This is a genomic window from Sabulicella rubraurantiaca (assembly GCF_017355885.1).
GTDB classification, from domain to species: Bacteria; Pseudomonadota; Alphaproteobacteria; order Acetobacterales; family Acetobacteraceae; genus Roseococcus; species Roseococcus rubraurantiacus.
The window spans coordinates 1-6,554 of sequence record NZ_JAFEUU010000043.1; the positions used below are offsets into that span (position 1 = coordinate 1).

The 6,554-nt window shown below is 64.6% G+C and carries 5 protein-coding genes; 4 read left to right on the plus strand and 1 reads right to left on the minus strand.

Going from position 1 to position 6,554, the window contains the following annotated elements:
• A partial coding sequence (locus JTJ31_RS24900; protein ID WP_236020597.1) for a PEP-CTERM sorting domain-containing protein occupies positions 1–299 on the plus strand: 299 nt, incomplete at its 5' end.
• A 131-nt stretch (positions 300–430) separates the two neighbouring features.
• A complete protein-coding gene (locus tag JTJ31_RS24170; RefSeq protein WP_207541302.1) occupies positions 431–1,171 on the plus strand; it encodes a PEP-CTERM sorting domain-containing protein in 741 nt (246 codons plus the stop codon).
• 93 nt (positions 1,172–1,264) lie between these two features.
• Here JTJ31_RS24170 and JTJ31_RS24175 read toward each other — a convergent pair whose 3' ends face one another.
• Entirely contained in the window at positions 1,265–1,501 is a 237-nt protein-coding gene (locus tag JTJ31_RS24175) for a hypothetical protein (protein WP_207541303.1), read from the minus strand.
• A 951-nt stretch (positions 1,502–2,452) separates the two neighbouring features.
• Here JTJ31_RS24175 and JTJ31_RS24180 point away from each other — a divergent pair.
• Positions 2,453–4,876 (plus strand): MHYT domain-containing protein, encoded by a 2,424-nt coding sequence (locus tag JTJ31_RS24180; protein WP_207541304.1) that lies wholly within the window; start codon positions 2,453–2,455, stop codon positions 4,874–4,876.
• Positions 4,877–5,273: 397 nt separating this feature from the next.
• Positions 5,274–6,239 carry a mechanosensitive ion channel family protein gene (locus JTJ31_RS24185; protein WP_207541305.1) on the plus strand — a complete coding sequence of 322 codons (966 nt, stop codon included), beginning with the start codon at positions 5,274–5,276 and terminating at the stop codon, positions 6,237–6,239.
• The last annotated feature ends 315 nt before the right edge of the window (positions 6,240–6,554 follow it).

The following is a 6,554-nucleotide window of genomic DNA, read 5'->3' on the forward strand; positions in this document are numbered from 1 at the left end:
CGAACAACCAGGGTGGCCAGACGCCCAATGACCGGCCGGGCACCCTGCTCTTCACCGACACTTTCAGTGCGCCGACAGGCGCCCCGTTCAGCTTCTCTTTGAACCAGTCGGCTGCGACCAGCCTGACTTCTCCCTACTCCATGACGCTTGGGTTCGATTTCACGCTGGATCCGGGCGGCCAGCTGCTCAGCCGCGGCCAGGCCCTCACGGTTCCCGTTCCTGAGCCGGCGAGCCTCGCGCTCCTCGGCGCTGGGCTGCTCGGCCTGGGCCTGGTGCGCCGTCGCAGGACGACCGCATGAGGCACTGACGAGGCGCTTCCAGGCGGAAGCGCCTCACGCGCTCCGGTGGGATCACCCCGCCGGAGCGCAGCACGCTCCGCTTCTTCCGCGCGCGCATGAAGTCGTGGGGTTACATGGTAGGAGGGCAAAAGATGCGGAAGTTTCTTCTGGCGACAGTGGCGCTAGCAGGTACCACGCTAGCGACCTCTGGCGCCCAGGCTGAGCTGATCCTGACGGCGAGTGTTGGTGGCACAATCTTCAGCTGCGCCGACCAAGCCCTCTGCGACACCAACTCGGCGGTCGGGGTTCTTGGGATCGGGACCACCTCCAGCCCCCAGACCATCAACGGCGTCAATGTCTTCGGGTCGCTCAGCACCGCGACAGGGATCCCTGGGAACCCGGGCTCGGGCACCGATGGCCTCAGCAGCAGTTCGCTGCAGGTGATCAACACCACCGGCAGCAGAAAGACCATCAACGTCTCGGTGGGTGCGACCGACTATCTGCATGGCGGCCCCCTGGCTTTCCTCTCTGGCTCCGGATTGATGCAAAGCAACGCTGGGGAGTCGATCAGGCTGACCTACTGGGCTGACGATGCGAACTCGCAGGGTGGCCAGACGCCCACTGACCGGCCGGGCACTCTCCTTCGCTCCGGCACTTTCACCGCACCGAACAACGCCCCGTACAGCTTCTCCCTGAACGATCAGGCTGCAACCAGCCTGACATCTCCCTACTCTCTGACGCTCGGGTTCGACTTCTCGCTGGATCCGGGTGGGCAGTTGCTCAGCCGCGGCCAGGCCCTCACCATCCCCGTTTCCGAACCGGCGAGCCTCGCGCTCCTCGGTGCTGGGCTGCTCGGCCTGGGCTTGGCGTGCCGTCGTAAGATGGCCGCATGAGGCTTGGATGAGGCGCTTCCAGGCGGAAGCGCCTCACGCGCTGCGGAGGGATCATTTCGCCGGAGCACGGCACGTCCACTCCTTCCGCCCGCATCAGCAGCGGAGACTTCGTCGGCCCAGGGTCGAGGCCGACAGCTCGCTCTGGGGCTGCTTGTGCGCAATGTTCAGACAGGTCTGCATCGTCTCGAGCGTTCGCTTAACGAGATCCACATCCTCCGGACTGCCGTAGCTTTCCAGCGCTTCGACCCTCGCACGCTGACGCGCCACGCGCCCTTTAGCTTCCCGGACATGTAGCTCGGCCATAGCAAAGGAGCCCTCATGCGGCAGCATTCACGCCTCCTGCAGGCAACAACGGCCATTCGCGGCAGAAGGTGCCCGCAAGTGCACGCTTCACCGAACCATCTGCACGGTATCGGGACGGTCCTCGCCTACTTGCGCGCCACTCCTTGAGGCGGGCCCTGAGCCGCTCTACCCGGTTTCGATGAATCCGCGGGGCGGCCTCATTGGGCGCGAGCGTTGGCTGCCAGCTTTGTTAGTCTCCATGATTGCGAGGTAGTGCGCTGGACGAAGGCCCTGCTGACGGAAGTGCGAGGGAGCTGCGTGCTGGGCGTGCGATCCCGGAGCTGCGGCTCGGGTTGCCATTGCGCCCATGAGCAGCCGAGGCGACGAGGGCGTGCCGGGTGGCTTAGGAAGACCGGCGGAAAATTAGGCGGCTTCTCTTCGTGGCGCCGCTGGACGGGACTCGCCGTCGCCGCACCCTTCTCGGTCGAAGCAGGCGCGTCGAGACGCCTTCAACCGACTTACGAGACCAACCATTCGCAGCGCCGCATGCTGGTACTCGGCTGAACCCTCACCGAACTTCTGCAGTGCGCACTGCCGCTCGGTGGCCGCGTCCTGCAGAAGCTCCACAGTCGCCAGATACTCCCGTGCCAAAACCATGATCCAACACCCATCGCTGATCACACGGTTGCATGAGGGAAACCACTGAGCGAGCAGAGCAGCGGCTGCTGGCGCGCTTAGTTTTTACAACCTTGAGTTGAGTTACCCCTACAATGAGGGTTCCGTGTGTGGCACTCCGGTTCATTGCTTAGAAGGCGCTGATTGCCCTTACGCAACGGCACTCTGACGCGGTAACCCTCGCGGGGTGCTTGGTCACGACAACCCTAAATTGAACACATCGAACGTTCCGCTTATATAACATCCTTTCCGTTCGAGAATGAGCGGCCCATCACAAGGGCCGACCTGACAGGACATCGCCGCTCTCCAGAAGGACGACATTCCTTGAACGGTCATCTGCTGTCTGGGAGCCACGACCCGCTCCTGGTCACCCTGTCTGTCGCCGTTGCGATCGCCGCCTCCTTCGCGGCGCTGGACTTGGCTGGACGGGCACGAGCGACAGCGGATCGCTGGACGAGTAGTGCCTGGGTCACCGCTGCCGCCCTGACTCTCGGCGGGGGCATCTGGTCCATGCATTTCGTTGGAATGCTGGCCTTTCAGCTGCCAATCCCCGTGGCGCACGACCCTGGCTTCACAGCGCTCTCCTTGGCCATCGCAGTCTTGGTCACCGGACTTGGCTTCGCGGTGGTGAGGAAACGCCGTGGCAGTCTGCCGAACCTTGTCCTCGGCGGTGTGCTGATGGGGTGCGGCGTCGCGGGCATGCATTACACCGGCATCGCGGCGATGTTGGCACCAGCGGAGCTTCGCCTCGATGGATCACTTGTTGCTGCCTCGGTCCTGATGGCGGTCTTCACGGCGACCGCGGCGTTGTGGCTCGCGCGCCGCGACGCTGCGCCTGGAAGACGGCTTGGAGCCGCAGCCATCATGGGGCTGGCCATCTCGGGCATGCACTACACCGGCATGGCGGCGGTGACCTGGGCGCCACACGCTGGCCTTGCCACGGCCGAGACTCACGCCAGCACGGCGGGCCTTGCGATCGGGGTGGCGGCAATCACCTTCCTGGCCCTGCTGCTCGCCCTGATAGCTGCGTCCTTCGACCGTCGCCTCGCCTTGATCGCCACGCGGGAGGCGCGAGACGCACTAGCGGAGAGCGAGGCGCGGTTTCGTGCCGTGGTCGAGCAGGCTGGCACCGGGATCGCCCAAAGTGACAGGCATGGGTACTTCCTCATGGCAAACGACCGCTATTGCGAGATCGTCTGCCGATCGCGTGAGGAACTGCTCGATCGCCGTTTGCGTATGCAGGATATCACCCACCCTGACGACTTGGCGAACAATCTGCCTGCCTTCGCGCGGATCGTCCGTGAGGGCGTCCCCTTTTCCATCGAGAAGCGCTACCTCCGTCCCGACGGGACCGAGGTCTGGGTGAATAACAGCGTCGCACCCGTGCGGGACGCTGAGGGCCAAGTTCTCTCCGTAGTTGCCGTCGCACACGACGTCACCGCACGGCGCGCCGCCGAGGCAGCTCTGGAACAGGAGCGCGCCGACCTGGAGCGTCTGGTGGAAGCGCGCACCGCGGCTCTCCTGAATGAGGCCGAGGAAAGGCGCCGTGCCGAGGAGGCGGCGCGCCAAGCCGAGAAGCTGGCCGCCCTCGGCCAGCTGACCGGGGGCGTTGCGCATGACTTTGGCAACCTCATGCAAATTGTGTCCAGCGGGGTCGAGCTGCTCGGGCGCCCGTCCCTGCCTGACGCGAAAAAAGCGGAGATTTTGGAAGGCATGAGGCAGGCAGCCTCAAGCGCGCGCGAACTGACCAGCCGCCTGCTCGCCTACGCCCGGCAACAGACACTGCGTGCCGAGGTGTTTGACGTCGGTGCGCGCCTCACAGGCATGTTGGAAATCCTGCGCAAGACGCTCGGTGCTACCATTCAGGTGGAGGCCGACTTTAGCGCCGAGTTGTGGCCTGTATGCGCCGATCCCAGCCAGCTTGAGGTCGCCATCCTGAACCTGCCAGTGAATGCCCGCGACAGCATGCCCCATGGTGGCACGCTAACTCTTCAGGCGCGCAACGTCGCACAGGGGGCGACCGCGCAGCGCACGGGCGGGGAGTACGTGTGCATCGCCGTCAAGGACACCGGCGAAGGCATCCCGCCACACATCCTCTCTCGCGTCTTGGAGCCGTTTTTCACCACCAAGAAGCCGGGCCGGGGCACTGGCCTGGGCTTGCCGCAGGCGCATGGTTTCGCGAAGCAGTCGGGGGGCGACCTCCACATCGAGAGCAAGCCAGGATGCGGCACGGTGGTGTTTTTCTACCTGCCGCGCGCCGCTGCAGACTTGGCGGAGGTGGAGACCGCTGACCTCAACGCCCTCAGGGAGGAGCCCAGCGTCCTCCAAGGCATCGGTCGTTCTGTGCTGGTCGTCGACGACACCCCGGACGTTGCTGCCTTCGCCTGCAGCTTGCTTGAGGAGTTGGGTTACGAAACGCGACGCGCCGGCAGCGCAGCAGAAGCGCTGATGCTGCTGAGAGAGGGAGCGGTGGTAGACGCGGTCTTCTCTGATGTGGTGATGCCAGGCGGCATGGATGGCGTCGAGCTAGCAACAGTGCTGCGCTCTTCCTTTCCTCACGTCGCTGTGGTGCTTGCCACGGGCTACAGCGAACGGCTCGCTCGCAGCGGCTCAGTGGAAGGTGTAGAGGCGCTCCTAAAGCCTTACCGCTTGGATGATCTGGGCTGCGCGCTCGGGCGTGCCTTGGCGAAGACAAAGGGGACCTTGGAGTCAGCAGCAGCAGGCGTCGCTTCGTTGTCTGTTTCCTAAGGATCCTCGCCTGACCCCAGAGATCGCAATCGCCACGCTGTCCGTGTGCAGGTGGCGCATAGATAGCTGTGGCCGACGTGGCTTCGGAGGCAAAGACGGGCGATGCGATTGGCGGAAGCGAAAGCCTTGGCCCTAGTACGTGAAGCGGCGGAGAGCGCTCATGTAGCGTCCTGGCTCATCTTCGGTAGCTGATGCTTGGCATCGCCATCGACAGGGTCGACGGCTGGCTTGGCTCACTGGACGCTTGACGCCAAGTTCAGCTGCCTGTCTCCGCCAGATCCCGCGCAGCGCCGGCTTCACGCCTCTCCGAAGCGGAGTTTGGCGACACACCTCTGGACTCTTCGGCTAACCACGCGGCGGATGACGCGTTCCTGTTCGTCATCCAAAGGCGGCGCTGATGGAAGAGCCAGAGCAGATCACGTCCTCCAAGATCCAGACCATGATCGAGGGCTTCTTCTGGTACCTGCCAAATATCGGCATCGGATTGCTGGTCCTGCTTGGCTTCTGGATCGGGGGCCGGATCGCGGCCAGGGCGGTGGCCTATGCCTTCGCCCGAAGGAAGCGCGCGGATCTGGGCATGCTGCTGGGCGGCACCGCGCGCTGGTCCCTGATCGCCTGTGGCCTGCTGGTCTTCGCGACGATCGTCTTCCCCTCGGTGCGCCCAGCCGATCTCCTCACCACGCTCGGTGTTGGCTCGTTGGCCGTTGGCCTAGCCTTCCGCGACATCCTGCAGAACTGGTTCTCGGGCCTCATGATCCTTTACTCGCAGCCCTTCCGCGTCGGCGACCAGATCGTGACCGGCGAGTATGAGGGTACCGTCGAGCACGTCGAGGCCCGCGCAACGTTGATCAAGACCTATGACGGCCAGCGCATCGTCGTCCCGAACAGCAACCTCTACACGCGCAGCATCACCGTGCGGACTCACTTCCCGACACGGCGCAGCCAATGTGACGTGACCATCGGCTATGGCGACGATCCCGCGATCGCCTGTGAAGCCGTGCTGCGCGCCCTGTCCTCCATCGAGGGTATTCACAGGGATCCCCCGCCCGACGCGCGGGCCTGGGAGTTCGCGGAATCCGGGATGGTGATTCGTGTGAGGTGGTGGACGGACTCCCGACGCAACCATGTGGTCGCGGCGAAAGGGCGAGCCATTGCAGCGATCCGGTCTGCGCTGCGGGAGACCCAGATGGACATCGCCTATCCGACCAGGATGGTCCTGTTCCATGACCAGACCGAGGAGTTCGATGGTGACCGAACCCGGCAGCGCGAGGGCTGGCCGGCGGGAGATTCACCTCCGTCGCCACGTCCACTCAGCACCACCACGCTCGAGCGCCGCCGGCGAAAGCAGGAAGGTGAGGAATAGTAATCGGCATGCCTCTGAGGCCGGCGCCAAAATTCCCCAGGCACTCCTCAGGTCACGCCGACGGCGAAGGTGGACGGCCGCAGAGCAGGGTCGGCTTTGCAGCGGCCATGCCAATCGTTGAGCCGCCGAACTTCGCCCGGCAGGCGTTCGATGCGAGATCCAGGTGCTTCCAAACTGGGCGCGGGCTTATACCAAGTCTCGGTGAGGCTGACTCACGAGGGGGCTTCCCCGACGCGGCCCGGATCTGATTCAAGGTGCGGAGCAACGGAGCCTTGCCATGGGTCAGCCGCTTCCCCTTCGTCTTGACTACGATGC